23 protein-coding genes are annotated in these 26,284 nt (G+C 57.3%); 9 read left to right on the top strand and 14 right to left on the bottom strand.

The features are described from left to right. Positions 1-41 precede the first annotated feature (41 nt). The 3 genes from JJL52_RS13565 to JJL52_RS13555 are packed head-to-tail and all read right to left on the bottom strand — an operon-like array spanning position 42 to position 2,353. Positions 42-677 (bottom strand): uracil-DNA glycosylase family protein, encoded by a 636-nt coding sequence (locus JJL52_RS13565; protein ID WP_202053080.1) that lies wholly within the window; start codon positions 675-677, stop codon positions 42-44. Positions 678-701: 24 nt separating this feature from the next. Beyond that, complete coding sequence (locus tag JJL52_RS13560) at positions 702-1,466, bottom strand: exodeoxyribonuclease III (protein WP_202053021.1); 765 nt, start codon at positions 1,464-1,466, stop codon at positions 702-704. After that, a complete protein-coding gene (locus JJL52_RS13555) occupies positions 1,463-2,353 on the bottom strand; it encodes a phosphoribosylaminoimidazolesuccinocarboxamide synthase (protein WP_202053020.1) in 891 nt (296 codons plus the stop codon). The genes JJL52_RS13560 and JJL52_RS13555 overlap by 4 nt, the downstream gene beginning before the upstream one ends. Positions 2,354-2,739: 386 nt before the next feature. Between JJL52_RS13555 and uvrC the strand changes: the two genes are divergently transcribed. From uvrC to JJL52_RS13525, 6 genes are all read left to right on the top strand, one after another. Then, on the top strand, positions 2,740-4,581 hold the full coding sequence (gene uvrC / locus JJL52_RS13550) for an excinuclease ABC subunit UvrC (protein ID WP_202053019.1): 1,842 nt from the start codon (positions 2,740-2,742) through the stop codon (positions 4,579-4,581). Continuing rightward, positions 4,571-5,134 (top strand): CDP-diacylglycerol--glycerol-3-phosphate 3-phosphatidyltransferase, encoded by a 564-nt coding sequence (gene pgsA / locus JJL52_RS13545; RefSeq protein WP_202053018.1) that lies wholly within the window; start codon positions 4,571-4,573, stop codon positions 5,132-5,134. Before uvrC ends, pgsA begins: the two co-directional genes overlap by 11 nt. 85 nt (positions 5,135-5,219) lie before the next feature. Then, the gene (locus tag JJL52_RS13540; protein WP_202053017.1) at positions 5,220-5,819 is read left to right on the top strand and encodes a TetR/AcrR family transcriptional regulator; all 600 of its coding nucleotides are present in this window, start codon (positions 5,220-5,222) and stop codon (positions 5,817-5,819) included. Between the two features lie 20 nt (positions 5,820-5,839). Continuing rightward, positions 5,840-6,544, top strand: coding sequence for a TIGR00266 family protein (locus JJL52_RS13535; protein ID WP_202053016.1), 705 nt, complete (start codon positions 5,840-5,842; stop codon positions 6,542-6,544). Positions 6,545-6,980: 436 nt separating this feature from the next. After that, complete coding sequence (locus JJL52_RS13530) at positions 6,981-9,260, top strand: bifunctional SulP family inorganic anion transporter/carbonic anhydrase (RefSeq protein ID WP_236994247.1); 2,280 nt, start codon at positions 6,981-6,983, stop codon at positions 9,258-9,260. 119 nt (positions 9,261-9,379) lie between these two features. Continuing rightward, on the top strand, positions 9,380-9,781 hold the full coding sequence (locus JJL52_RS13525; RefSeq protein WP_202053015.1) for a hypothetical protein: 402 nt from the start codon (positions 9,380-9,382) through the stop codon (positions 9,779-9,781). Positions 9,782-9,812: 31 nt separating this feature from the next. On the opposite strand, the gene JJL52_RS13520 is transcribed toward JJL52_RS13525, so the two are convergent. From JJL52_RS13520 to speE, 3 genes are all read right to left on the bottom strand, one after another. After that, positions 9,813-11,321: a YifB family Mg chelatase-like AAA ATPase gene (locus JJL52_RS13520; RefSeq protein ID WP_202053014.1), complete on the bottom strand. Its 1,509-nt coding sequence runs from the start codon at positions 11,319-11,321 to the stop codon at positions 9,813-9,815. Between the two features lie 19 nt (positions 11,322-11,340). Then, positions 11,341-11,604: an accessory factor UbiK family protein gene (locus JJL52_RS13515; RefSeq protein ID WP_202053013.1), complete on the bottom strand. Its 264-nt coding sequence runs from the start codon at positions 11,602-11,604 to the stop codon at positions 11,341-11,343. Positions 11,605-11,739: 135 nt separating this feature from the next. Continuing rightward, entirely contained in the window at positions 11,740-12,591 is an 852-nt protein-coding gene (gene speE / locus JJL52_RS13510; RefSeq protein WP_202053012.1) for a polyamine aminopropyltransferase, read from the bottom strand. Positions 12,592-12,674: 83 nt separating this feature from the next. Between speE and speA the strand changes: the two genes are divergently transcribed. After that, positions 12,675-14,513, top strand: a complete 1,839-nt coding sequence (gene speA / locus JJL52_RS13505; protein WP_202053011.1) for a biosynthetic arginine decarboxylase — start codon at positions 12,675-12,677, stop codon at positions 14,511-14,513. After that, the gene (locus JJL52_RS13500; protein ID WP_202053010.1) at positions 14,510-15,373 is read left to right on the top strand and encodes an NAD(P)-dependent oxidoreductase; all 864 of its coding nucleotides are present in this window, start codon (positions 14,510-14,512) and stop codon (positions 15,371-15,373) included. The genes speA and JJL52_RS13500 overlap by 4 nt, the downstream gene beginning before the upstream one ends. A 136-nt stretch (positions 15,374-15,509) precedes the next feature. Here the strand turns inward: JJL52_RS13500 and JJL52_RS13495 are convergent, their stop codons facing one another. The 5 genes from JJL52_RS13495 to mtgA form a co-directional block, all read right to left on the bottom strand. Next, entirely contained in the window at positions 15,510-16,202 is a 693-nt protein-coding gene (locus tag JJL52_RS13495; RefSeq protein WP_202053009.1) for a TPR end-of-group domain-containing protein, read from the bottom strand. 111 nt (positions 16,203-16,313) lie between these two features. Next, positions 16,314-17,591 (bottom strand): DEAD/DEAH box helicase, encoded by a 1,278-nt coding sequence (locus JJL52_RS13490; protein WP_202053008.1) that lies wholly within the window; start codon positions 17,589-17,591, stop codon positions 16,314-16,316. A 40-nt stretch (positions 17,592-17,631) separates the two neighbouring features. Continuing rightward, positions 17,632-18,639, bottom strand: a complete 1,008-nt coding sequence (gene moaA, locus JJL52_RS13485; RefSeq protein ID WP_202053007.1) for a GTP 3',8-cyclase MoaA — start codon at positions 18,637-18,639, stop codon at positions 17,632-17,634. Positions 18,640-18,765: 126 nt separating this feature from the next. Further along, positions 18,766-19,854: a peptide-methionine (S)-S-oxide reductase MsrA gene (gene msrA / locus JJL52_RS21795; RefSeq protein ID WP_236994246.1), complete on the bottom strand. Its 1,089-nt coding sequence runs from the start codon at positions 19,852-19,854 to the stop codon at positions 18,766-18,768. 97 nt (positions 19,855-19,951) lie between these two features. Beyond that, entirely contained in the window at positions 19,952-20,734 is a 783-nt protein-coding gene (mtgA, locus tag JJL52_RS13470; RefSeq protein ID WP_202053006.1) for a monofunctional biosynthetic peptidoglycan transglycosylase, read from the bottom strand. 150 nt (positions 20,735-20,884) lie between these two features. On the opposite strand from mtgA, the gene JJL52_RS13465 reads away from it, so the two are divergent. Beyond that, the gene (locus JJL52_RS13465; protein WP_202053005.1) at positions 20,885-21,331 is read left to right on the top strand and encodes a host attachment protein; all 447 of its coding nucleotides are present in this window, start codon (positions 20,885-20,887) and stop codon (positions 21,329-21,331) included. Positions 21,332-21,416: 85 nt separating this feature from the next. Here the strand turns inward: JJL52_RS13465 and JJL52_RS13460 are convergent, their stop codons facing one another. From JJL52_RS13460 to thrC, 3 genes are all read right to left on the bottom strand, one after another. Beyond that, on the bottom strand, positions 21,417-23,057 hold the full coding sequence (locus JJL52_RS13460) for a DNA recombination protein RmuC (protein ID WP_202053004.1): 1,641 nt from the start codon (positions 23,055-23,057) through the stop codon (positions 21,417-21,419). Between the two features lie 85 nt (positions 23,058-23,142). Next, complete coding sequence (locus JJL52_RS13455) at positions 23,143-25,026, bottom strand: potassium transporter Kup (RefSeq protein WP_202053003.1); 1,884 nt, start codon at positions 25,024-25,026, stop codon at positions 23,143-23,145. Positions 25,027-25,189: 163 nt separating this feature from the next. Beyond that, positions 25,190-26,284, bottom strand: a complete 1,095-nt coding sequence (thrC, locus tag JJL52_RS13450; RefSeq protein ID WP_202053002.1) for a threonine synthase — start codon at positions 26,282-26,284, stop codon at positions 25,190-25,192.

Below are 26,284 nucleotides of genomic sequence, written 5' to 3'. Positions count from 1 at the left end.
ACCCTACGGCCCGCATCACCGGCGTGTGGAAATCATGGGTTTCATCGTTCCCGCGCTCCGGCGTGGGAATGCCGCCCTTGACGCTCTGCGTCACGAACCTGCCGCCAGGCCGGATGTGCTTCCAGCAGCAACAACGCCGACTCCAGCAAGCCGATGCCCGGCTCCTTTCTGTGCCAGGTCGAAGCGCCGGACGGATGCGGCAACGGGATCGCTTCGGCGGGATGGCCGTGAAAAGTGACTTCGTGCAGTCTGCCGATTACCTGATCCAGTTTGTCGACCGCCATCAACTGACTGATCGCGAGCTTGCCGACCGGCAATATCAACGCCGGCTTGAGCAGTTCGATTTCGGCCTGGAGCCAGCCCGCGCAATTGCCGATTTCCTCCGTACTCGGCACGCGGTCGCCGCCTTTCGGATTTTTGCCCGGAAAACAGCGGCACACGGCCGCCATATAGACGCGGCTTCTGAAGGTTTCTTCATCCAGCCCGATGCGCTCGAACCATTTGAATAGCGTCTTGCCGGCGGTCCAGGCGAACGGCTTCCCGAAGCCGCCTTCCTTGTCGCCGGGCGCCTGACCGATCAGCAGGATCGGCGAAAATACCGGACTGCCGCTGACCACCGGGCCGATCATCAGCGGGCATTTTTTACACGCCGCGAGCGCAACCCGGTGCGCCCGCATCTGTTCTTCCTGCATCGGCATCGGTTATAAATCAATCTCGATGCCGACCGGGCAATGGTCCGAGCCGGTAACTTCAGGGAGGATGAACGCCTGTTTGACCTTGCCGGCCAGCGCCCGGCTGGCCAGCACGTAATCGATCCGCCATCCGATGTTATTGGCGCGGGCATTCGCGCGGAAACTCCACCAACTGTAAGCGACCGTATCCGGATGGCAATGACGGAACGTGTCGACGAATCCGGCGTCGAGAAAACGGCTGAAACCGTCGATTTCGGCCTGCGTATAGCCCGCCGACTTGTTGTAATTCGCCTTCGGCCGCGCGATATCGATTTCGCGGTGCGCGACATTGAAATCGCCGCACACAATGACCGGCTTCCGGCTCTCCAGCGTCAACAGATATGCCAGAAATTCGGCATCCCACGTTCTCCGGTAATCGAGCCGGACCAGCTCCTGGCCCGAATTGGGCACATAGACGTTCACCAGATGGAAATGCTCGAACTCGGCCGCAATGACCCGCCCTTCGCGGTCGTGCTCGGCGATGCCGATATCCTTGACCACCGCCAGCGGCTCGGCGCGGGACATCAGCGATACGCCCGAATAACCCTTGCGCTCGGCGCAGTTCGAATAAATGTGATAGCCGTCGATGTCGGCCGTCACCTTTTCGATCTGCTCGACCTGCGCCTTGGTTTCCTGCAGCAGCAGGCAGTCCGCGTCGAGCCGCGCCAGCGTCTCGGCGAAGCCCTTCCCCTGCACCGCACGGATGCCGTTCACATTCCACGAAATAATTTTCATTGCGTTAGGCGGACTTCCGCCTCCCGGTATTTGGCCGCGCAGTATTCCGCCACCTCGGCAGGCAGGGACGGCCCCGGCGCGGTCTTGTCCCAATCGAGCGTTTCCAGGTAGTCGCGCACATACTGTTTATCGAAGCTCGGCGGACTGATACCGACCCGGTATTGGTCGGCCGGCCAGAAGCGGGACGAATCCGGAGTCAGAATTTCGTCGATCAAATACAGCACGTCCTGCTCGTCAACGCCGAATTCGAACTTGGTGTCGGCGATGATGATGCCGCGTTCCTGCGCATAGGCGGCTGCTTCCTTATAGAGTTTGAGGCTGGTTTCGCGCACCTGATTGGCCAGCGCTTCGCCGATCAGTTCGACCGTCTTGGCGAAGCTCACGTTTTCGTCGTGATCGCCGACTTCGGCCTTGGTCGAGGGGGTATAGATCGGCTCCGGCAATTGCTGAGCCTGCTGCAGCCCTTCGGGTAGGCGGATGCCGCAGACGGCGCCGGTTCTCAGATAATCCTTCCAGCCCGAGCCGATCAGATAGCCGCGCACGATCGCTTCGACAGGCAAAGGTTTTAATTTTTTCACCACGATCGCCCGACCTTCGACCTGCGCGCGTTCGTCCGGATCGGGAACGACCTGCTCGAGCGGGATATCGACCAGATGATTCGGAATCACGTGTCGCATTTTCGCAAACCAGAAATTCGAGATATGCGTCAGCACGCGCCCTTTACCGGGGATCGGATCGGGCAAAATCACATCGAAGGCGGACAGCCGGTCGGTCGTCACGATCAGCATGTGCCGGTCGTCGATGTCGTAAATATCGCGCACCTTGCCGCGGGCGCGAAGCTTTAAGGAAGTCAGTGCCGATTGATACAGCGCCGCAGGAGCGTTCATGAGGCCTCGCCGAAGAATTCAAAACGGTGCATTTTAGCACCATTTGATCCCGGGCAACCAATCGGAGCGGGCCATGTCCATGCGGATCGGCTACGCAGGGTAGCGCCCGGCATTATGCCCACAGCATGCGCGCCTGGAAGCGTGCCGAAATAATCCGGCGATTGAATTTCTTTCCTCCGCCCGACACTAACGAAGAACCGGCGCCTATTCCCCCACCTCCGCTTCATCATTTAACGGCATCTCCACGTAAACTTTTTCATGGACGAGAAGCCGGCAATTAAAATACGCCTCGCCAAATTGCCCCGTTTCCCAAGCCTGTATACAATCGCCGGATGGCCAAAGCCCGGCAGGCTTTTTTCGAGGCCGGCAACTGAATCGAATAAGGTATGAATTCCGCACAACCTAAAAACTCCTTCGACGCCAAAGGTTTCATCAAAAACCTGACCACGCGTCCCGGCGTTTACCGCATGCTCGACGCCGACGGCGAAATCCTCTATATCGGCAAGGCCAAAAACCTCAAAAACCGCGTCTCGACTTATTTCAACAATAAAACGGCATCGATCAAGCAGCATACGATGGTGGCGAAAGTCGCCGCGATCGAAGTGACCGTAACCCATACCGAAGGCGAGGCTTTGTTGCTCGAATCGCAACTGATCAAACGCTATAAGCCGCGTTACAACATTTGCCTGCGCGACGACAAGTCCTATCCTTATATTTATCTATCCAGCGAACACGCTTTTCCGCAGCTGACCTTTCACCGTGGCGCCAAAAAGCGGCCGGGCAAATATTTCGGGCCGTATCCGAGCGTCGGCGCGGTCCGGGAGTGCCTGAAACTGCTGCAGAAAATCTTTCCGGTGCGGCAATGCGAGGACTCGGTCTTTCAAAACCGCACCCGCCCTTGCCTGCAATATCAGATCGAACGCTGTACCGCGCCCTGCGTCGGTTTGATCGACAAACCCGGCTATGCGCAGGACGTCGAAAGCACGGTCCTGTTTCTCGAAGGCAAGGGGGAACTGCTAATCGAGCGATTGATCGCGAAAATGGAACAGGCGGCGTCCGCGCTGGAATACGAACGGGCGGCGCAATACCGCGACCAGATCGTCAAATTGCGCGCGATTCTCGAAAGGAATTTCGTGCACGGCGAACGCGGCGACGTCGACATCATCGCCTGCGCGACGAAAGCGAACATGGCCTGCATCCAGGTGTTCTTCATCCGGGGCGGCCAGCATCTGGGCAACAAGCCGTTCTTTCCGAAGATGTCGGACGAACACGATCCGGCCGCGATCCTGCAGGCGTTCGTTGCGCAATATTATCTGGAGCGGCCGCCGCCGCACGAATTGATCGTCAGCCATGCGCTCGAAGAGAGCGAGCTGATCGCCGAGGTGCTGGCCAATCAGGCCAAGCATCAGGTCGCGATCAGCACGAACGTCCGCGGCGAACGGATGAAATGGCTGCAAATGGCCGTGGAGAATGCGGAAACCTCGCTGCAGAACAAGCTGGCCGACAAACAGGGCCTGTACGCGCGTTTCCTGAGCCTTCAGGACGAACTCGGCCTCGCGGAATTGCCGAAACGGCTCGAATGCTTCGACATCAGCCATCACCAGGGCGAACAGACGGTCGCCTCCTGCGTGGTGTTCGACCGGGAAGGCCCGGTCAAATCGGCCTACCGGCGCTTCAATATCGAGGGCGTCACGCCGGGCGACGATTATGCGGCGATTCATCAGGCCGTCATGCGGCGTTTCAAGCGCCTGAAACAGGGCGAACACGAAGCGCCGGACATTCTCTTCATCGACGGCGGCAAAGGGCAGGTGCACGAAGCGCAAAAGGCACTGGCGGAATTGGACATAAACAGTGTTATGATAGTCGGCGTTTCAAAAGGCCCGGACCGGAAGCCCGGCATGGAAAAACTGATCCTTGTCGATCAAAATCAACCGCTTGCGGTCAATCCGGGCGCAGGAGGCCTGCTGCTGATCCAGCATGTTCGCGACGAGGCGCACCGTTTTGCGATCACCGGGCATCGGCAAAGGCTGGGCAAGGCAAAAAAACGCTCGGTATTGGAATCGATTGAAGGACTGGGGCCCAAGCGGCGGCAATCATTACTAAAACAGTTCGGGGGGCTGCAAGGCGTAACCCAGGCGGGTGTGGATGCGCTTTCCAGCATAGACGGCATCAGCCGTCAATTGGCGCAACGTATATACGACAGCTTTCATCAACCAGATGACCATTGAATTCAACATACCGACGAACCTGACCTTGCTGCGGATCGCGCTGATTCCCTTGTTGATGGTCGTGTTTTACTTGCCTTGGGCCTATACGAATATCGCCTGCACCGCAATCTTCATCGCGGCGGGTATTACCGACTGGCTGGACGGCTATCTGGCCAGAAAAATGCAGTTGGAGACGCCGTTCGGCGCGTTTCTGGACCCGGTCGCCGACAAATTGATGGTGGCCTTCGTGCTGGTGTTGATCGTACAGCAACAGGCCAACCCCTATCTGGCGGTGCCGGCCGCGATCATTATCGGCCGCGAAATCACGATTGCCTCGCTCCGGGAATGGATGGCCGAAATCGGCCAGCGCGCGAAAGTCAAGGTTTCCCTGCTCGGCAAATGGAAAACGACGGCGCAGATGGTGGCGATCGGGATGCTGCTTTACCGCGAGGATCTGTTCGGCATTCCGATCAATGCGATCGGCTATGTTTTGCTCTATATCGCCGCCGCATTGACGTTGTGGTCGATGATCAACTATCTGGCCGCGGCGATTACCGCGATCAAGGAAAGCTGAATGTTTAAGTTCCGAACGCCTTTTCGTTCCGGGACGCCAATCAACCTAAGATACAGCCCATTGAATCGGCTGTGAAAGAATAATAATGGATCAGGAAAAAGAAGATACACAGACCAAAGCCGACACGCAGGACGAGATTCTGCTCGCAGCGCTGAAACTGTTCGCCGAAAAGGGCTATTTCAATACCTCGCTGACCGACATCGCCGAGGCGGCCGGCGTCAAGGGCACCAGCGGCATTTACCACCATTTCAAAAACAAGCAGATGATCGCCGCGGCGCTTTATGCGAGCATCTTCGACAGTTTGAACGTGTCGATCGACGATATTCGCCGTAAGAACCCAAAGCCTTCGGAACAGCTGCGCAGCATTGTCGATCTCTTGTTCAGGCTGGCCGACGAAGCGCCGGACGTGATGCAGTTGCTGTTGGTAGTGAACATGAACGAGATATTGCCGGACGAGAAACCGCTGCTCGACACCGCACCGTTCGCAAAAATCCTCAAAATTTTCCAAGCCGGCGTAAAAAGCGGAGAAATCCGGAATCTGGCGCCGCCATTGTGCTTTGCCTATTTTTTCGGAATCGTCAATCATACCTTGCGGATGGTCTTGCTCGGGGCGCTCGACCGGAAAGCCGACGCCTACCAATCGCAAACCTGGCTGGCCGCGTGGAATACGATCGCGAAAAAATGATCTGAAAGAGGTAAGACCGTATGGCTCAATTCACCGTCACCGGGGATGTCGATCCCTTCCTGCATGTCAGCCTGGCCAGCGGCGAAAAAATCTATTGCGAATCGAATGCCATGGTGATGATGGAAGATACGCTGGAGCTGAAGGGCAAGATGACCGGCGGGCTCGGCGGGGCTTTAATGCGGCGGCTGGCGAATGACGAGTCGTTTTTCCAGCAGCATATCGAGGCGGTTCGCGGCGCCGGCGATTGCCTGCTCTCGCCGACTCTGCCGGGCGCAATCCAGGTGCTGGACGTCGGCGAAACCAATTACCTGATCAGCGACGGCGCCTTCGTCGCTGCCGAATACAACGTGAACCTGAACGTGCGCACTCAAGGCGTCGGATCGGCGCTGTTCGGACAGACCGGCGGTTTTTTCATCTGCGAGGCGTCAGGCCGCGGCAAAGTGGCCGTCTCCGGCTTCGGTTCCAGTTTCATACTCGACGTCGAACCCGGCAGGGATGTCGTGATCGACAATGCGCACGTGGTCGCCTGGGACAGCCGTCTGCGTCACGAAATTTCGGTCGCCACCCAGCGGAGCGGCGGACTGCTGGGGCAACTGGTCAACAGCGTCACCAGCGGTGAAGGGATGGTGCTCAAATTTTCCGGCAAAGGCAAGGTCGTCATCTGCTCGCGCAACCGGGAAACATTTCTGTCCTGGCTGATAAAAGGCATGCCCGGCAACCGCTAGCCGTTTCGGAACGCGTTCAAGCCGCCCCGGACAGGATCCATTGCCAAACCTCCGGGCTGCAAACTCCCTAATTCAGGCGCTCATGCCGAACGCCGGACAACCTCAACCTTGAGCATAAGACTTGCCTCAGGCTCTTTGCCCCCTATCAAAACCAACAGGTTTGCGCCTGGCCATAGCATCGGCTCAAGCCGGCGCATCATTGATCTAACTTGTACGAATGCCGGGCGGAAGGTCTTCCGAACGGCCGGCCAAGCGTTCACAACAGCAGAAGTTCCGCTTGCTCATGCGATGATTCACCGTAGACCGGAAAATCATTTTACCTTAAGCTCATGTTGACAAAATCAAGATATCGGGCAATATAGTTTCGATTCAAAACCATCTAAAGCCTTTTACTCGACACCCCTCCGCTTCCAACCGATTATCGGGACGAAAAACAATGTTCAGCTCGTTACCCAAAAATTTTAAAGACGATATTTCCGCCGGCATTGCCGTTTTTCTGGTCGCCGTTCCGCTTTCATTGGGCATTGCGATGGCCTCCGGGGCTCCTCCCCTGTCCGGGCTGACCACCGGCATCATCGGCGGCCTGCTCGTATCGCAAATCAGCGGTTCGACCCTGGGGATCAGCGGCACGGCAGCAGGACTGACCGTGATCATTCTCTCGGCGATTCAACAACTGGGATTCAATGCCTTTCTTTTAACCGTGGTGCTGGCAGGCTTGATCCAGGTCGCAATGGGCATTTTGAGAGCCGGGGTGATCGCCTATTATTTCCCCTCTTCGGTGATCAACGGCATGCTGTTCGGTATCGGCACCATCCTGTTCCTGAAACAGATTCCGCATGCGGTCGGCTACGACCGGGATTACGAAGGCGACGAGACCTTTTTTCAGAGCGATCAATATTCCTCGTTTTCGGAACTGTCCCACATGCTCGGCAGCATTTCGCCGGGTGCGGTGCTGATTTCTTCGCTTTCGCTGGCAAGCCTGCTGGCCTGGGAGTTCTGGATCAAGAAAAAATATCCGGGGCTGCGCTTGATGCAGGGCGGCCTGGTCGCCTTGCTGGTCGGCGTAGCGGCCAATGTCCTACTCGAAAAATTTTACCCGGCCTGGGCGTTGAGTGGTTCCCACCTGGTGACGATTCCGGTCTTCGAGCATCCGGCGGACATCTTCAGCCAGATTTATTTTCCTGACTACAGCCGGTTATTCGACCCGAAAATCTACTGGTTTGCGCTGACGATCGCGCTGGTTGCGAGCCTGGAAACCCTGCTGGCAGTGGAAGCCGTAGACAAGCTCGACCCTTACAAACGGATTACCCCGACCAGCCGCGAACTGATCGTGCAGGGCATCGGCAATATCTGCGCCGGTTTTATCGGCGGTTTGCCGATGACGCAACTGATCATCCGCAGTTCGGTCAACATCGAGTCCGGCGCAAAAACCCGGGCTGCCTCCTTCATTCACGGGCTGTTGCTGCTGTTTACCGTGCTTTTCATCCCGGCCGTGTTCAATCTCGTACCGCTGGCGAGCCTGGCCAGCGTCCTGCTGCTGGCCGGCTACCGGCTGGCACGGCCTCAAAAATTCGAAAACATGTACCTGGCCGGCCTTTATCACTTCATCCCGTTCTGCGCAACAGTGCTCGGCCTCGTATTGACCGACCTGTTGACCGGCATCGCGATCGGCATGACGATCGCGTTGTTGGCAATCCTGATCGAAAATTACCGCGGCTCCTTCTATATGCGCGAAACACAGATCGGTAACAAGACCGTGCTGCGCCTCTCGGAACAGGTTTCGTTTTTGAACAAGGCCAATGTGCAGCGGACTCTGAAACAATTGCCGCCGGGCTCCGAGATCGTGATCGATGCGACGCGCTCGAAATTCATCGACTACGATATTTACGAAATCATCCAGAACTTCCGCTCGGAAGCCCAAATCAAGAACATCAAGCTGACGGTCGAAAACCTGCGCGGATTCGGCACGCTGCCGCCGCCCGAAATGATTCGCGCACAAACCTACGACTCCCAACAGTCGCTGACCCCGGCCGAGGTACTGGCAATCCTGAGAGAAGGCAACGAGCGCTTCGTAAACAACCTGAAATCGAACCGCAACCTGCTCGAACAGGTCAACGACACCCGGAAAGGCCAGTTCCCGATCGCGATCATTTTAAGCTGCATCGATTCGCGAACCTCGGTTGAACTGATCTTCGACCTGGGACTTGGCGACGTCTTCAGCGCCAGGGTCGCCGGCAACATTGTCAATGACGACATTCTCGGCAGCATGGAGTTCGCCTGCAAGCTGGCCGGATCGAAATTGATCGTCGTGCTCGGCCACAGCCTTTGCGGCGCGATCAAGGGCGCCTGCGCCGACGTGGAGCTGGAGCATTTGACCGGCCTGCTGCAAAAGATCAAACCGGCAGTGCACGCCGCGCGCGAGGAGTTGAGCGAAGAGACGGCGGAGGATAAAACCCTGCTCGTGCAAAGAGTCGCCGAACGCAACGTCCAGTTGACCGTCGAGCAAATCCGGAAGCAAAGCCCGTTGCTGGAAGCAATGGAAAAGGCGGGACAAATCGATATCGTCGGCGGCATGTACGATGTCGAAACGGGCCATGTCGAATTTTACACCGATACGCCGCCCGAACAGGCCTGCTGCTCCCATACGGACGCTGGAGGAACGGTTTCCGATAAAACGGCTGCCGCCGCGCCGGCTTTGGGCAAATCCGCCGTATGAGGTAAAATGCAAGGCTGCCCGCTTCGGTCGAATGAGCTACAACAGCGGCAAGACCGGCGGGATCGCATTCCTGCCGGCCTTCAACCCCCGATTTCAACCACTCAACACGAGATAACCCGATGAAAAAACATGTGTTTCTGGCGGCAGCCTTGCTGGCTTCCGGCTCCGCGTTCGCGACCACCGATCATTATCTGCTGCGCGAAGGCAACCACGTCCACCATTTGAAAATCACCAAACTGAATGATGAAATCACGGTCAGCACCGATGTCGATTTCGAACCGAATGCCAATGAAAAGGATGCGCATGCATGCTCAGCGGACGTTTCGGGCGAAGCCAAGGTCACCGGCGAAAACGAATTGCTGATGAGAAAACATATCGAGGGACAGGCCGATTATTGCGAACTCAAAATCAAATTAAGCCCGAACGGTGCGAAAATCGAACAATCGACCGACTGCGGCCACTTTGCGGCGGGCATCTGCCATTTCTCCAGCGACGGCAAGGAACTGGTCAAGATTAAATAATCTCCCTGCCTGTGCTCGATCGGCGGCGCTTTCAAGACCGCCGATCCAGCTTGCGGTAGCCGATGGCCTCGCTCAAATGCGCCATCTCTATCGTTTCGGATTCCCCCAGATCCGCGATCGTGCGTGCCAGCTTCAATATCCGGTGATACGCCCGATTCGACAGGCCGAATTTGTCCATCGCCTGCTCCAGCAGCCGGTGGCCGGGCTCGGACAAGGCGCAGAACTGTTTGACTTCCTTCGCGGACATCGCCGAATTGGCCTTGCCGGTGCGTGCAACGGCCCTCCGGCGCGCCGCATCGACGCGAGCCCGGATCGTCGCGCTGCTCTCTTCCCCTTCGGGCGAACCCTTACGCAACACCTCATGCGGCACCCGCGGCACTTCCAGATGCATGTCGATCCGGTCCAAAAGCGGCCCCGAAATCCGCGCCCGGTAACGCATCACCTGCTCCGATGTGCAATGGCAGCGGCCCGAAGCGTCGCCCAGATAGCCGCAGGGGCATGGATTCATCGCCGCGACCAGCTGGAAGCGGGCCGGAAAATCGGCCTGGCGGTTCGCGCGCGAAATCGTGATATGGCCGGTTTCGAGCGGCTCGCGCAGCACTTCGAGCACTTTCCGATCGAATTCGGGCAATTCGTCCAAGAATAACGTGCCGTTGTGTGCGAGCGAGATTTCGCCGGGACGGGGATTGCTGCCGCCGCCGACCAACGCCGCAGCCGATGCGCTATGATGCGGCGCCCGAAAAGGCGGCCGAAGCCAATTCGCCACATCGAGTCCCTGATCGCTGACCGAGGCGATCGCGGCGGTTTCCTGAGCCTGCTGTTCGGTCAAAAGCGGCAAAATGGTAGACAGCCGCGCGGCCAGCATCGACTTGCCGGTACCCGGCGGCCCGAGCATCAGAATATTGTGAGCCCCGGCCGCGGCGATTTCGAAGGCCCGCTTCACATGGTATTGGCCGTGCACATCGGCAAAATCCAAATCGTCGGCAGTCCGCTCGGGCAAGGTGTTTTCGCCTTCGACCGCAAGCGTCTTCTGCCCGGAAAGAAACGCGCAGACATCCAGCAAATGAACCGCTGGAATGATTTCGATGCCTTTGATCAATGCCGCTTCGGCGGTATTGTTTTTAGGCAGAATCAACTTCCGCCGGTTGTTGCGTGCCTGGATCGCGACCGGCAGCACACCGTCGACCGAACGCAGATCGCCGCCCAACGAAAGCTCGCCGATGCATTCGACTTCGGAAAGCAGTGACAGCGGGATCTGTCCCGAGGCGGCCAGAATCCCGAGCGCGATCGCCAAATCGAAGCGTCCGCCTTCTTTCGGCAGATCGGCCGGCGCCAGATTGACCGTAATCCGCTGCGCCGGAAATTCGAAGCGCGAGTTCTGGATCGCGCCGCGCACCCGATCCTTGCTTTCCTTGACCGCCGCCTCCGGCAAGCCGACGATATTCAGCGAAGGCAAACCGTTGGCGACATCGACCTCGACCGTCACCAGCGGCGCTTCGATGCCGGTGCGCCCCCGGCTGTAAACAATCGCCAGCGCCATCGTCAAGCCAAGCCCGTGCCTACAGTTCTTCCTTGCTTAACACCTGCTGTTCGAGCGCGGCGACGCGTTTTTCCAGCGCTTCCAGGTTCGCGCGGGTTTTCGCCAGCACCAGTTTCTGCACTTCGAATTCTTCGCGGGTGACCAGATCCAGCCGGCTTAAGGCGCCTTGCAGCACCGCGTGAAAATTTTTTTCGAGGTCTTCCTTCAAATGGTTCAAGCCCGGCGGAATGGTATTGGCCAGCTTGCTGGCGATTTCGTCGATCGATTTGGCATCAAAAAACATCGGTAAACTCCGTAAGAATATCGTCGTAGCGAAAGCGGGCGGCATAAAAGCCGCCCGGGGTGAACGGAGCGGCTCAAGCCGCCCCGGCTCTTTCTGTTAAGTATAGACGCCGTTGCAGGCGATTAAATCCGACCGTCAACCGCCGAACGCTTTTTTAAAGAACTCCGGCTGCGCCAGCGCCGCCTTGTGGATGTCGACGTTATAGAAGTTCGTATCGAAAGGTTTATTCGCCGCGTCCTGTTCACGGAACTGTTTCAGGCTCTGTTTACCCGCGATCGTCGCGCTCCACCAGCCGGACGGGTAAATGCACTGCGGGAAGAACAGCGTCTGCAGATAGGGGAAGCCTGCCGCCTGCATCGCGCCGCGCATCTCGCCGATCAGCTTCATGTAGAACAGCGCCGACTCGCTTTGCTGCACGACCATGCCGTTTTCGGACAGGCAGTTGAAGCAGTCGCGGTAAAACGCCTCGCTGAACAGGCCTTCGGCAGGCCCCGCCGGATCGGTGCTGTCGACGATGATGATGTCGACCGAGTTCGGCTCGGCATCCTTGACCCATTTGATCCCATCGATGAATTTCAGGTCTGCGCGCGGATCGCCGTTCGACTCGCACAATTCCGGAAAATAAATTTCGGCCAGACGCGTGACCCGTTCGTCGATGTCGATCTGCACCGCCTTTTCGACCGACGGATGCTTCAGGACTTCCTTCAGTGTGCCGCAATCGCCGCCGCCGATGATCCAGACCCGTTTCGGATCGGGATGGGTATAGAGCACCGGATGACTGATCATCTCGTGATAAAAGAAATTGTCGCGCGTCGATACCATCGTGCAGCCGTCGATCACCATCAGGTTGCCGAAGCTCTCCGTTTCGTAAATTTCCAAATGTTGAAACGGCGACTGCTCCTCGTGCAGCTTTTTCGTGATTTTCAGCGAAAAGGCCGAAGCCACGCCGGGCGCTTCTTCGGTAAACCATTCGGAAGGATTCATCATTTGCGTTCCTGTATAAATAAACGGGTAAAATACCTAGCATTATATATTAGAATTGCGCACTTACGACATCATGGAGATCAACTTTGAATTCGACTGAAAACCCCGATTGGAGCCTCCGAGACGCCGCAGAAACCTATGCAATCGAAAGCTGGGGAGACGGTTATTTCGGGATCAATGCGGCGGGCCATGTCTCGGTCAAACCCAATTCGGAGCAGACGGCCGAACTGGATCTTTACGAAATTGCCCAATCGCTGCATGAAAGAAACCTGTCGCTGCCGGTGCTGGTACGTTTCACCGACATATTGAAGGACAAGGTCAACCGGCTGAACCGGGCGTTCGGAAACGCCTGCGCGAAATACGGTTATACGGGACGCTACACGCCGGTGTATCCGATCAAGGTCAACCAGCAGCGCCAAGTGGTCGAAGGCATTCTGAAAGCGAACCCGATCGGACTCGAAGCCGGCAGCAAGCCCGAGCTGCTCGCGATCATGGCGCTCTCGAATCAGCAGGTGGTGATCTGCAACGGCTACAAAGACAGAGCCTACATCCGGCTCGCGCTGATCGGCCAGAAAATGGGGCTCGACCTGTACCTGGTCATCGAAAAGCCGATCGAGCTGGAACTGATCATCGAGGAATCACGCAAGCTGGATATCCGTCCGAACATCGGCGTGCGCGTGCGCCTGTCCAGCATCAGCGCCGGCAAATGGCAGAACAGCGGCGGCGAAAAGTCCAAATTCGGCCTGCACGCCAACGAACTGCTGCAACTGGTCAAACGCCTGAAAGAGGCCCATCTGCTCGATGCGTTGAAACTGATGCATTTCCACATGGGTTCGCAGATTGCCAACATTCACGACATCAAGGTCGCCTTGAAGGAAGCGGGCCAGTTTTATGTCGAACTGCGCCGGCTCGGCGCGCCGATCAACATCGTTGATGCAGGCGGCGGCCTCGGCGTCGATTACGACGGCAGCCGTTCGCGGCGCGAGTCGTCGATGAATTACAGCGTCGACGAATACGCGCAGAATATCGTGCGCAGCTTTGCCGAGATTTGTGCGGAAAAAGAGGAACCCGAACCGGACATCATTACCGAATCGGGCCGGGCGATCACCGCGCACCATGCGGTCTTGATCACCAATGTCACCGATATCGAATCGCCCTATCAGGGTGGAGAGCCGCCCGCTTTGCCGGAGCGCTGCAATCCGGTCGAACTGTACCATGACGCGCAGTTCGCGCTCGCGGAGGCGCGCGCCCAATTTGCGCAGGACACGCTCGATATCGAAGGGCTTGCACGGGCCGAGAACGCCTATGCGCTGCTCTGCCGGCAGCTGCAGCGCCGGCTGAATCCCGCTTACCAGAGCGAAGCGGCGATCCTGCAGGAACTGAACGAAAAACTGGCCGACAAGGTATTCTGCAATTTTTCGCTGTTCCAGTCGATGCCGGACATCTGGGGGATAGATCAGATTTTTCCGATCATGCCGATCCACCGCCTGGGCGAATACCCCAGCCAGCGCGCCGTGCTGCAGGATCTGACCTGCGACTCGGACGGCCGCATCGACCAGTATATCGACGGGCAGAACATCGAAAAAACGCTGCCGGTGCATCCGATCGACAGCCGCGAACCATACCTGATCGGCTTCTTCATGGTCGGCGCCTACCAGGAAATCCTCGGCGACATGCACAACCTGTTCGGCGATACCCATGCGATCAATATCGAGCTGGACGAACATGGCTATCATTTCTACGACTTTCAGGAAGGCGAGCATGTGTCCGACCTGCTCGATTATGTACACATCCGTCCCGAGGAATTGAAGGCCGCCTACCGGGAAAAACTCGCCGCGAGCGGCCTTAGCGAACAGGAACGGCACGCGTACGAACAGGAACTCGGCGCCGGCCTGACATCTTACACTTACCTGGAGAAAGCATGAAAGCGGGCATGATCGGGCTCGGCGGGATGGGCGTCGGGATGGCGCAGAATCTTGCAAAAGCGAATGTGTTGGAAGGCGTCTACAACCGTACCGCCGCAACCGCCGAAGCGCTTGCGGAAGATCTTCAGGTCACGGCGTTTAAAAGTATCGAGGCTCTGGCCGAAGCGGTCGATATCGTGCTGATCTGCGTCTCCGCCGACTCGGATGTGCTAGGCGTCGTGGATTCGATACGGAGGGCGGTCAGGCCCGGTACGATCGTGACCGACATGTCGACCGTCAGCAGCGCGACCGCGCAACAGGCCGGTCGCCGATTGGCCGAAAAGCAGGCGTTTTTTCTCGATGCGCCGGTATCGGGCGGCGTCGAAGGCGCGAAAAACGGTACGCTGGCGATGATGGTCGGCGGCGACGAGGCGGTGTTCGAGCGCGTAAAACCGGTGCTTTCCGCGATGGCGACACGGATTTTATACATGGGTCCGACCGGCGCGGGACAAGCCACCAAGGCGGTCAATCAAATCATGTGTGCGGGCATCAACGAAGCGGTCACCGAAGCGCTGGCCTTCGCCGAAGCGCAGCATTTGCCGATGGACAAAGTGATCGAAGTGATCGCCGGCGGCGCGGCCGGCAACTGGTTTCTCGAAAAGCGCGGCCTAACGATGACGCAGGGCGTTTTCAAGCCGGGCTTCAGGCTCGCCCTGCATCACAAGGATCTGAAAATCTGCCAAACGATGGCGGCCGAAGCCGGTGTCGAGATACCGGTCAGCGAGATGGCGCTCAGAGATTACGAACAGTTGATGGGCGAAGGTCACGGCGATGAGGACATCTCGGCGATGTATCGTCTAAAACACCGCCGGCAACTGTAAAACCGTAGGGTACACTACGCGTAACTTTTAAATTTATCCCAACACTTACATAAAAGGTATGCACAGCGTACCCTACACAGGGCGATCGCGCTATGTGCTTGATGCTCGTCATTCCGGCAGGTATCCTACAGAGACCTCAAGCATCCGTTTCGGTTTGGTCCTGGTCCGCCTCGGACGAGGTCTCGGCAGCGTCTTCTTTCGAAGCTTTTGCGGCTTCTTCCTGCTTTTTGTTTTGCGCCTCCAGCAATTCGATAAACCAGGCTTGATCCTGCACGCCCGCCATGTCCGGATCGTTCAGAATATCCTGGATATCGGGCAAGCTGCCTTTATCACGCGCGTTTTCGAGTGCCTTCAGGCAATCCTCGTTCTCGCCGCGCAATGCATGAATACAGGCGAGATTGTAGGAGGCCGCGCCGGCCTGAATCGAATTGGCGCGTTCGAACTCCTGCTGCGCTTTCGCGTACAGTTCGGAATTTTTCGCCGCGCTTTCCAGACGCGCCATGTCCATGTAGCACACCCCGCCGTCGATCGCGGCCGCCAGATAATTCGGCTCCAGGGTCAGGCAGAAGGCGAATTTCAATATCGCGTCGCGGTAAAGATTCAATGCTTCTTCGCCGATTTTTGTCTTGGCCTGATGCAGGAGCGCATGACCCCAAAAATACAGCGCTTCCGCGCGCAACGGATCGTCTTGCACGATGTCGGCATAGTCTTCATAGACTTTCTTGAACAGATAATCCGCTTTATTGCCTTCGCTCTTGCGCGCTTCCTTGGTTTGCTTAATCGCGGAATTCAGGCGCGAGCGCTTGGTCAACGAATTCAAAATCGACATCGAATGCCTCCTCGGTAATAGTTATCAAATTCCGATAGCATAACAACAGGCTTTCGGAAAGATCAAGATAAAATCCCCTTTTTCGGGGGGATTTTGCGGCGACAGCGAACCTTACCGGCTACCGCCGCGCCGCGGCTTTGGAGCCGCCGGTTTGCCGCCGCGCTTCGGCGTTTTCTTGTGGTGCCGGTAATCCTTTTTGCCGGACGGATTTTTCGGCGCCTTGGAATTCGGACTGTCCATCACCTTCAAGGATACCGGCTCATAACCGGTATCGGCGACCCGGGGAATTTCGCGGCCGAGCAGCTTCTCGATCTGGGCGAGCTGATAGGCTTCTTCGGGGCAAACCAGCGACACCGCCTCCCCGTTCGCGCCGGCGCGTCCGGTCCTGCCGATCCGGTGAATGTAGTCTTCGGGCACCTGCGGCAGGTCGAAATTGATCACGTGCGGCAGTTCGTCGATGTCGAGCCCGCGCGCGGCAATGTCGGTCGCGACCAGCGCGGCGATCTGCCCGGTCTTGAAATAGTCCAGCGCCCGCGTCCGCGCACCCTGCGATTTATCCCCGTGCAGCGCGGCGGTCCGGATACCGTCCTTGATCAGCTGCTTTTCGAGCCGGTCCGCGCCGTGCTTGGTGCGCACGAAAACCAGCACCTGCTTCCAGTTGTTGCTGCCGATCAGGTACGACAACAGCTCGCGCTTGTACTCCTTGGCAATCCCATAGCACAGTTCCTTGATGTTGTCCGCGGTGGTATTGTGCGGCGCAACCGAGACCTCGGCCGGTTCGTGCAGCAACTGCTTGGCGAGTCCCCGGATTTCCTCGGGAAAAGTCGCCGAAAACAGCAGGCTCTGCTTCTGTTTGGGCGAATAACTGATGATCTTGCGGATATCGGGCAGAAATCCCATGTCGAGCATCCGGTCGGCCTCGTCGAGTACCAGCATTTGAAGATGCGACAGTTCGATATTTTTTTGCAGCAGATGATCGAGCAAACGCCCCGGCGTCGCGACGAGGATGTCGCAGCCTCGCTGCAGGCTGCGGATCTGGCCGTTGATGCTGACGCCGCCGACCACAACTTCGGCGAATAAAGGCAGATGTTTGCCGTAAACCCTGACGCTGTCATACACCTGGGCGGCCAGCTCGCGGGTCGGCGCCAAAATCAGCGCACGGATCTTGCGCGGCTTTTGCGGTTTGTCGTTCGATTCGGCCAAACGCTGCAACAGCGGCAGCGTGAAACTTGCCGTTTTGCCGGTGCCGGTCTGGGCGCCGGCCAATACATCCCGGCCGTCGAGGATCAGGGGGATCGTTTGTTGCTGGATCGGGGTCGGAGTGACATAGCCCTGCTCCGCGACCGCTTTTAAGAGCGGCACGGCAAGGCCCAGTTGTGCGAAAGACATCAAAAAGACTCGATTAAATAAAGAAAAGGGAGACGAACGGCTAGCCGCCGGTCATGTTCATGTAGCGCAGGATCACCGGCTGCTCCTGCATGTTGAATTCGTGCCGAAGCGGTTTGATCTGCATCGCATCGATCAGGGTCCGCTTCAGCGCGTCGATATCGCCCGGATGCGTACGGACCACTTTTTTCAGGTCGACCGAATGCTCGTTGCCGAGGCAGAGCAGCAGCCGGCCTTCGGCGGTCAGGCGAACCCGGTTGCAGGCGCTGCAGAAATTATGGCTATGCGGAGAAATGAAACCGACGCGGGTAGCGGTTCCCCCAACCCGGAAATAATGCGAAGGTCCACCGGTTTTTTCGGGCGTTGCAAGCAACGTAAAACGCGATTCCAAATCCTTTTTAATCCGATCGCTCGAATAATAGGCAAGCGCACGGTCGTGATGCGCAACGATGCCGAGCGGCATTTCCTCGATGAAACTGATGTCGATTTCGCTGTCGACCGCAAATTGCACCAGCTCGCAGATTTCCTCGTGATTGCTGCCTTTCAGCACGACCGTGTTGAGCTTGATGCGTTCGAAGCCTTGGGCCTTCGCGGCCGCGATCCCGTTCAACACGGCCTGAAGATTGCCGACGCGGGTAATCGCCTTGAATTTGGCGGGATCGAGCGAATCGAGGCTGACATTGATCCTTCTGACCCCGGCTCGTTTAAGGGCCGGCGCCATCGATTCAAGCTGCGCGCCGTTGGTGGTGATGACCAGTTCCCTAAGCCCCTGAAGTTTGCCGAGATTTTCCAGCAAATCCAGCACGCCTTTGCGGACCAGCGGCTCGCCGCCGGTAATCCGGATTTTTTTGACGCCGAGTTCGGTAAAGGCCCGAGCGATCGTTTCGATCTCTTCGAGCGTCAGAATCTGCGCCCGCGGCAGGAATGTCATATCCTCGGCCATGCAATAGACGCAGCGAAAGTCGCAGCGGTCGGTAATCGAGATCCGTAAATAATCGATCTTTCTGCCGAAACGGTCTATCAGCTGGCTGGCTTGAGGAAGGTTTGACATCGCGTCGCGTAGCTCAAAATGGTCGGGACCGCGCGCAGCAGCGCCGGCCCTTCGTTAAGAATCGTCATCGAATCGTACGATTCTACCATAAATCCAACGGCCGTTTTGCCGCGCCCGGGCAATTCTCTATTTTCCGAAAAAGGACAAAAATTTTCCGTAACCTTCCTTGGCCATCTCTTCGACCGGGATGAAGCGCAGCGCCGCCGAATTCATGCAATAGCGCAGCCCGGTCGGCTTTGGTCCGTCTTTGAAGACATGGCCGAGATGCGAATCGGCGAGCCGGCTCCGTACCTCGGTGCGCGGAATGAGCAGCAGAAAATCTTTTTTCGTAACGATATTTTCTTCGCTCAAAGGTTTCGTGAAACTCGGCCAGCCGCTGCCGGAATCGTACTTGTCTTGCGAAGAAAACAGCGGCTCGCCGCTGACCACATCCACATAAATGCCGGCGCGCTTCTCGTTCCAATAAGCATTATCGAACGGCGGCTCGGTCGCTTCTTCCTGGGTCACCTGGTATTGCAGCGGAGTTAGGCGACTAGACAGGTCATCCTGGGAAGGTTTTATAAACGAGACGGCCTGCGCTTTAGGAACGATGTTCAAGGCCAGATCCTTGCCCCACGTACTGGTTAGGTACTGATCGCGCCCGGACCGGTAGCGCCAAAATTTATAGCGCAGAGGATTCTTTTTGTAATAATCCTGATGATACGCCTCGGCCGGATAGAAATTCTCGAATTTCCTTATCTCGGTTGCGATGGGCGCGGAATAACGGCTTGATCCGGCCAACTCGGCCAACGATTTTTCGGCCAGGGCTTTTTGCCGATCGTCATGATAAAAAATCGCCGAGCGGTATTGATTGCCGCGGTCGACGAACTGGCCGCCGCCGTCGGTCGGATCGATCATGCGCCAGAAGGCCTGCAAAAGGGTCGTATAGTCGATCTCTTTCGGGTCGTAATACACCTGCACGCTTTCGAGATGGCCGGTCGTGCCGCCCGAAACCTGCTTGTAGGTCGGATTGGCGAGGTGTCCGCCGCTGAATCCCGAAACGGCTTTTTTGACGCCGGGCAGTTTTTCAAAGTCGGCTTCGGTGCACCAGAAACAGCCGCCCGCAAACGTCGCAACCGCCAGTCCGGAAGTGCTTTGTAAGTTCTCCCGGTCCTCGCTACCCGCGTTCCGGATCAGGAAAGCGAACAGCATCGTCAGCACGATAAAGTTTTTCATTCGATTCCTCCGCTAATAGGACCGGGGGGCTGGAGCCAATGTTCAATGCGCAATGATCGCCTATTATCGACCGAAACAGTAAGGATTCAAAGCGGCATCAACGCGGGTAATCGACATGGCGCATTTGCCTGAGAATCCATTGCTGCCGCGCGCGGACATAGGCGGACGGAGAAGCCGCCTTGAAACGGAGCGGATTCGGCAGCGTCGCCGCCAGCAGGGCGGCCTGGGCGCGGCTCAATCCGGCGGCCGGAATCCCGAAATAACGCCGGCTGGCCGCCTCGATGCCGAACAGATGGTCGCCGAATTCGGCGATGTTCAGATACACGGTCAGAATGCGCTCTTTACTCCAGCACGCTTCCAGAAGAAGCGTGAACCAGACTTCAAAGGTTTTGCGGATAAAACTTTTGGACGGACTCAAAAACAGATTTTTCGCGACCTGCTGCGAAATGGTGCTGGCGCCCCGGAGGCGGCGGCCGTCGAAATAATTGTCGACCGCCGTTTGAATCGCATGGAAGTCGAAGCCTCTATGTTCGAAAAAACGCTGGTCCTCGGACGCGATCACCGCCTGATAGGCCGCAGGCGAGATTTTTTTGGCGCCTACCCAACGGTAATCGATCGGCTTGAATGTCGTCTCGTAGCGGAAATCCTCGACGTGCCGGTTCAGCATGAAAGCCGTCGTCGGCAGCGGCAGCCAGCGGAACAGCAGGCAAAACCCGACCGACGAGGCAATGAAAATGCCTGCGGCCTGCCAGGCGAATCGAAAAAAGATTGGGCGAAGCGGTAGCGGCTGACGAGCCGTTTTCAAACGGCGTTTTTTTCGGATCAAGGGGGATAGAGAAAAAGACGAAGACAAAATGAGAAACGGAAATTTCAGACGCATATGATAAATCCTTTAGCTAGGCTTGAATACCTGTGCATTTCCTTAACCGGTATCCGGGTTAGGTAATCGTACCAATAGCCAATGGCGGAGCTTTTGCCCACAATAGCCTTATCGATTCCATAAACACCGTAAATCGTTGAGGATTGAACTATGACGAACACATGGGTAATTGCTGCAGACCATACACGGGCACGTGTTTTCCAGACCGAATCGTCTTCCGCGCCGCTGGAGGAGATCGATACGCTGATCCACGAGGAAGGCAGGATGCATGACCGGGACATCACTTCGGACCTGCCCGGCAAGGTCAAAAATCCCGGCGGACGCGGCGGCGGGCATGCCTTCGAGCAGGAAACCGACCCGAAAAAGCACGAAGCCGACGTGTTTGCGGCGGACATCGTGCATTATCTCGAACAGGCGCGTAATGCCAACCGCTTCGACCGGCTGATCGTGGTCGCCGACCCGTCGGTGCTGGGCCTGATCAGACAGCACATGCCGGGCCCGTTAAATACCCTCGTCAGCCTGGAATTGGACAAAAACCTTGCGGGCATGACGGCAGCCGAAATCAGAAGCCATCTCCCGGAATACCTGCCGAGATAAACGCACCGGTCCGCCGCTCGGACACTGGACAAATGCACCCTGCACCGTAAGCCGCACGGCATTAAAACGGCCGTGCGGCTTACGGTTACTGCAGTTCCGCGTGTTCCCCGACTGATTCCGGCTCGGGTAACGCGAGCGGCGCCAGCTCGCTTTCGATGCCCAGCACTTCCACGCCGCGCAGCTTCCTCTCCATCGCCGCCGTGCGCGTCGTTTTCAGCCGCTCCAGCGAGTTGGAGGCGGTGGTGATCTGCTTGTACACGGTATCGAGCAGTTCCGAATACTTGCCGAATTCGGTCTTCACCTCGGCCAGCACTTTCCAGACTTCACTGCTGCGCTGCTGCACCGCCAGGGTCCTAAAGCCCATGTGCAGGCTGTTCAATAAAGCCGACAAAGTGGTTGGCCCGGTGATCGTGACCCGGTAAGTGCGCTGCAGCTTCTCGAACAGTTCGGGGGAGCGCAGGACTTCCGCGTACAGGCTTTCGACCGGCAGGAACATGATAGCGAAATCGGTCGTATGCGGCGGGTCCAGGTATTTGCCGGCGATGTCCTTCGCAAAGCTTTCGATCGCTTTTAACAACTGTTTTTGCGCCTGATCCACCAAGGCCGGATTCCCTTCTTCCAGCGCGCCAAGCAGCGATTGGTAGCTTTCGAGCGGAAATTTCGAATCGATCGGCAGCCAGACGGTCTTGTCGTCGGCCTTACCCGGCAGTTTGACCGCATATTCGACATTTGCCTGGCTGCCCTTCCGGGTCGCCACATTTACCCCGTATTGCTCGGGCGACAGAATCTGCTCCAGGATGTTGCCGAGCTGGTATTCGCCGAGAATGCCGCGCGTTTTGACGTTGGACAGCACCTTCTTCAAATCGCCGACCCCGACCGCCAGGTTCTGCATTTCGCCGAGCCCCTTATGCACCTGGTCCAGCCGGTCGCTGACCAGCTTGAACGACTCGCCGAGGCGCTGCTCCAGCGTATTGTGCAGTTTTTCGTCGACGGTCCGGCGCATCTCGTTCAGCTGCCGGGTGTTGTCTTCCCGTATCAGGTGCAGATGTTTTTCGATCGATTCGCGAATTTCGTTGATGCCGGCCTTCGCCAGTTGATTCGCCTCCTGCTGCTGCCGGTTCAAATCACTGAACCGGAGCCGAAGCTGCTCGTTGAATTCCTTGATACCTTCGGCGAACTTGCCTTCGAACGACCCGAGGCCGGCGGCCAGTTCCTGACGGTTTTCCTTCGCATCGGCTTTGATGCCTTCCTGAAACTGCTTCAGCGTCTCGGCAGTTTTGTCTCGGAAATCGTCCTGTCTACGGTTCAGCGACTCGCCGGTCGCCTGAAACGACAGGTTCACGCTCTCTTTGAGTTCGTTGGCGTTATGGATCAGTTTTTCGGACATGCCGGCCAATCCGTTCTTGAATGCCTCCATCTGCGCATTGTGGAGGCGCTGGTTCTCGGCGACCCGATTGAGCAGCGTATCCTGCAGGCTTTTGAAGGCCTCTTGCAGCTCGCGCCGATTTTCCGCGCTGACCTCCCGAAGCTCCTTTCTGGACTCGGCAAAACCTTGCTGCAAAGCAGCTTCCTGAACCTTCAACGTCAGCAAAAGCTCCTGCACGCCTCCGTCCGGAGCTGCCTTCAGTAAAGCCTGCAAACGCCTGAGCGCGATCAATTGCAAAACCGCAATCGATACCAGCAACAACCCGGCGACGATGACTGCCGGCATCCAATCAAACCCCATACGCTTCCTCCTTAGTTGATCGCGCCTGATCCTCCGGATGCAGGCTTAGCACCCGTTCATGGATTTTTTTTACCCGAGGCGTCAACTATAACTCGACACGAATGCCGAGCTCAATGACTCGGTCGACGGGAATTTTGAAAAACTCGATCGGACTCGAAGCGTTACGAAACAAAAACAGAAACAAGCCCCGCCGCCATTTCGCCATCGGACTGCGGGCTCGGAAGGAAACGCGTTCGCTGCCGATGAAAAACGAGGCCTTCTTGGGATCGAAAACCAGGCCTTCGCGCATTAACAAATCCAGCGCCCGGCGCACATCCGCGTTCTGCTTGAATCCGTAATAGAGTTTGACGCGATAGAACTCGCGCTCCTGGCCGAACTTGCGGATTTTGACCCGGTGCGCTTCATCCACAAAAGGTTCATCCTTCGTCGCGATCGTCAGCACGATAATCTGTTCGTGCAGCACGTGATTATGTTCAAGGTTGTGCAGCAGCACGGGAGGTACGCCATGCAGCGTTCTGGCCAAATAGATTGCGGTCCCCTCGACCGTCGTCAAATTCTCGGTGATGTCTTTTTCCAGCTCTTCAAATAACACCTGGCGTTCTTCCATGTGTTCGTGCAGCAGCGCACGCCCCTTGATCCAGGTCGTGATGATCAGAAACAGCACGGTGGCGACCAGCAGCGGCAGCCAGCCGCCGGTCGGGATTTTCAGGGTGTTGGAGGAGAAAAACAGGAAATCGATGATCAGAAATACCGACAAAAATACGATGCTGGTCGCCCTGTTCCATTTCCAGAGCGCCTGGATCACGATATAAGCCAATACCGTATCGACGATCATCGTACCGGTGACCGCGATGCCGTAGGCCGACGCCAGCGCCGACGACGATTGAAAACTCAACACCAGCACGAATACAGATACCATTAACAGCCAGTTCACGGTCGGCACATAGACCTGACCCTGTTCGTCGTCCGAGGTGTGACGAATGGCCATGCGCGGACAGTAGCCCAGCTGGATTGCCTGCCGGGTGACCGAAAAGGCCCCGGAAATGACCGCCTGCGAGGCAATCACGGTCGCCATCGTCGACAAGATCAGCAAGGGGTATAGTGCCCAACTCGGCGCGAGCAGATAAAAGGGATTGCGTATCGCATCGGGTTGGGCGAGCAGTAAGGCGCCTTGCCCGAAATAATTCAGCAGCAGCGCCGGAAACACGAAACCGAACCAGGCATAACGGATCGGCTTCAGGCCGAAGTGGCCCATATCCGCATACAGCGCTTCGGCACCGGTGATCGCCAGCACGACCGTCCCCATGATCAAAAATCCTTCCCAACCGGTTTCGATCAGCAAACTGACGGCATAATAAGGATTGACGGCCTGCAACACACCCGGCTGGTGGACCATATTGGCTACCCCCATCACCGCCAGGCAGCCGAACCAGAAACACATGATCGGCGCGAACATCCTGCCGACCCTGCCGGTCCCTTTGGCTTGAATGATAAACAGCCCGGCGAGCACCGTGATGGCAATCGGCAACACAAATTCGGCCAAGGGAGGCGCTATGACTTGCAGGCCTTCCACGGCGCTGAGTACCGAAATGGCCGGCGTAATGATGCTGTCGCCGTAAAACAACGACGCACCGAGCAGCCCGATCGTGAGAATAAAAGCCATCTTGCGCGGATAATCCCGAGCCCCGTGCAGAGCCAGGGTCATCAGCGCCATGATCCCGCCTTCGCCCTTATTGTCGGCGCGCATGATGAAGATCGCATATTTGATCGTAACCACCAGCGTCAACGACCAGAAGATCAGCGACAGGACGCCAAGCACATGAAATTCGTCGATCGGCATGCCGCCATGAAAAACTTCTTTCAGTGCATATAAAGGGCTGGTGCCGATATCGCCAAAGACCACGCCAATCGCGCTGAGCGCTAGCCCTGCCAATTGTGTGTGAGTTTGGTTTTGTGAATTTGCAGACATGACCATTACCTTAAGGGAATGAGTAATGCGGGAGGGAAGGAAGTGAAGCCGATCCGGAATGGAATCGCGAAAAACGGCAGGCTGCCGGAAAGGCCGGCAACCTCATTTTCGGCTGATCGCTTCGGAGCAAAGGGATTGCTTGCTCCGGGCGACCGCCTGGGATTTACATATGATCGAGAATCGCTCGCTTGACCGAGTCGAGTTCCGCTTCGATAGTCAAGGTGCGCGCGTCGGCACATTGTTTGATCGCGGTATCGGGATCTTTCAGGCCGGTTCCGGTTAGCGTACAGACGATTTTGCTGCCCTCCGGAATTTTACCGCTACGGATATCGCGCCACGCGCCCGCAACCGAAGTCGCCGAGGCCGGCTCGCAGAAAATCCCTTCGAATTGCGACAGCATTTTCTGCGCTTCGAGAATTTCCTCGTCGGTGAATTTGTCGAACCAGCCGCCGGACTCTTTTTGTGCGGCCCAGGCATAGTCCCAGGACTGCGGATTGCCGATCCGGATCGCGGTCGCAATCGTTTCCGGATGCTCGATCGGATGGCCGGCCAGAAACGGCGCGGCACCGGCCGCCTGATAGCCGCACATGACCGGGCGCTTCGAAGTTATCGCCTTATGTGTTTCGCTGTCGGCCGAGTATTCCTTGTAGCCTTTCCAGTAGGCGGTGATATTGCCCGCGTTGCCGACCGGCAGGCAGTGGTAGTCCGGCGCATCGCCGAGCGCGTCGATGATTTCAAATGAAGCCGTCTTCTGCCCGTCGATCCGGTATGGATTGATCGAATTGACGATCGTGACCGGCGCGTGCGCGGCCACTTCCTTGACCAGATTCATGCCCTGATCGAAATTGCCCCGGATCTGGATGATCGTCGCGTCGTACATCAGCGTTTGGGCCAATTTGCCGAGCGCGATCTTGCCTTCCGGAATGATCACGAATGCCTTGATCCCGGCACGGGCGGCATAAGCCGCTGCCGAGGCGGAGGTATTCCCGGTCGAGGCGCAGATGATCGCACGGCTGCCCTCTTCGACCGCTTTGGTGACCGCCATCGTCATGCCGCGGTCCTTGAACGAACCAGTCGGGTTCAGGCCCTCGAACTTGACATAGATATCGACGTCCTTGCCGGCCAGGCGCGGAATGTTTTGCAGTTGGATCAGGGGAGTATTCCCTTCGTTCAGGCTGATCACGCGCGTCGAGGCGCTGACCGGCAAACGGTCGCGGTAACGGTCGATCAGACCGGTGTAATGTTTTGCTGTAGACAT

The sequence above is a fragment of the Candidatus Methylomicrobium oryzae genome, from assembly GCF_016745425.1.
Taxonomy (GTDB): Bacteria; Pseudomonadota; Gammaproteobacteria; order Methylococcales; family Methylomonadaceae; genus Methylomicrobium; species Methylomicrobium oryzae.
The sequence above is the reverse complement of the archived record's forward strand: the minus strand, read 5'-3'. Positions and strand labels throughout refer to the sequence as shown.